The 1557-nt window shown below is 63.0% G+C and carries 1 protein-coding gene; it reads left to right on the plus strand.

The window, feature by feature from the left end:
• Window positions 1-1032 (plus strand): HlyD family secretion protein (locus tag B3D39_RS00750; RefSeq protein ID WP_286789287.1); only part of this gene is annotated, 1032 nt, incomplete at its 5' end.
• Between the last annotated feature and the right edge of the window lie 525 nt (window positions 1033-1557).

Here is a 1557-nt window from a genome sequence, read left to right on the forward strand (position 1 = left end):
TCCCGCCGCTATCTCGCTTCCGCCCTGATCCTTCTCATCGCGCTCGCCGGTGTCGCGACCGTGCTCTATGCATGGCGCCTGCCGCCGTTCCGTTCTGACGTCGCTTGGACCGACAATGCCTATCTGCAGGGCAAAGTTACGCCGATCTCTGCACAGGTCGCGGCCGAGGTCACGGACGTTCCTGTCAGCGACTTCGAAGAGGTCAACAAGGGCGATGTGCTGGTGCGTCTCGACGATCGCGCGCTGAAAGCGGCGGTGGAGCAGGCGCAGGCTGCGCTGGAGACGGCGAAGGCCGCGCAGTCGAACGGGGCGCAGGCGGTGAATTCGGCGAAGGCGACGCTCGAGGCGAAGCAGGCTTCGCTCGCCTCGGCGAAAGCAGCTCAAGCCACGGCGCAGACCGCGCGCGACCGGGCGTCAAAACTGACGAAGAAAAGCTATGTCTCGCAATCGGATGCCGATCAGGCGCAGCTCACGCTCGATCAGGCGAAGGCGGGCGTGCAGGAAGCGCAAAGCGCCATCGACGTGGCCGAGCAAGCGGTTCAGACGGCACAGTTGAACAAACGCTCGCTCGCCGCGAAAACCGATGCGGCGCAGGCCGCGCTGGATGCGGCGCAGGTGGCGCTCGACCACGCCGTGATCCGTGCGCCCGAGGATGGGAGGCTGGGTCAGGTCTCGGCGCGAGTCGGCAAATTCGTCAGCGCCGGGAGCACGCTGGTTTCGCTCGTGCCCTCCGATCTCTGGCTGATCGCGAATTACAAGGAGACCCAGCTTGCGGGGCTGCAGATGGGCGAGCCAGTGACCTTTACCGTCGATGCGCTCGGAAAGACGCAGTTCAAAGGCCATATCGAGCGGTTCTCGCCCGCGACGGCGGGGCAGTTCAGCCTGTTGTCGGGCTCTAATGCGACCGGGAATTTCACCAAGATCGCACAGCGTGTGCCGGTCCGGATCGCGATCGACCCCGATCAACCGCAGGCCCAACGACTGGCCCCGGGTCTGTCGGCCGAGGTCAGTGCCCCGCAGCACGGATCGTGATCCGCCGTCAGCTATGCGGAAGGCGCAGCGCGGCTATGTCGAATAAACTGTTTCTGCGGCGCAGCATTTGTGCGAAAAAGATTTCAACGCATCGAGCAAATCGTTGCAACAGTTCCTGAGGCTCTCTCCTCCTCCCTGAGCCTCGGAAATTGGCGGTGGCCTCTCTCCTCCTCCCTGAGGTCACCGCCTCCTCCTCCCCTTAGATGACCGACATGCGCCACCAAAACGGCGCCGTTTTCAATTGTGAAAACGCGTTCGAGCTGTTGTTCGGCGCGACCACATGAAGGTCCGGTTGGAATAGTTGGTCAGCGTGATTCCGGCGGCGAAGTGAAGCCGTCCGTCCTCGAGCGAAGGGGGCTGCGATTTGTGGCCGTCGTTTGGGTCGAGAGAGCGCAGCTCTGGAGACGTCGCGTCGCCGCCGCCTGTTACCAAGCCAAGCAGACGACGATCTCACGGCCTGAGCGGCCAGAGAAACCTAAAACAATTCAGTTCTACTGAGAAAAGTGGCTGGGGCGGTAGGATTCG

The sequence above is a fragment of the Thioclava sp. UBA3469 genome (assembly GCF_002378135.1).
Lineage (GTDB): Bacteria > Pseudomonadota > Alphaproteobacteria > Rhodobacterales > Rhodobacteraceae > Thioclava > Thioclava sediminum.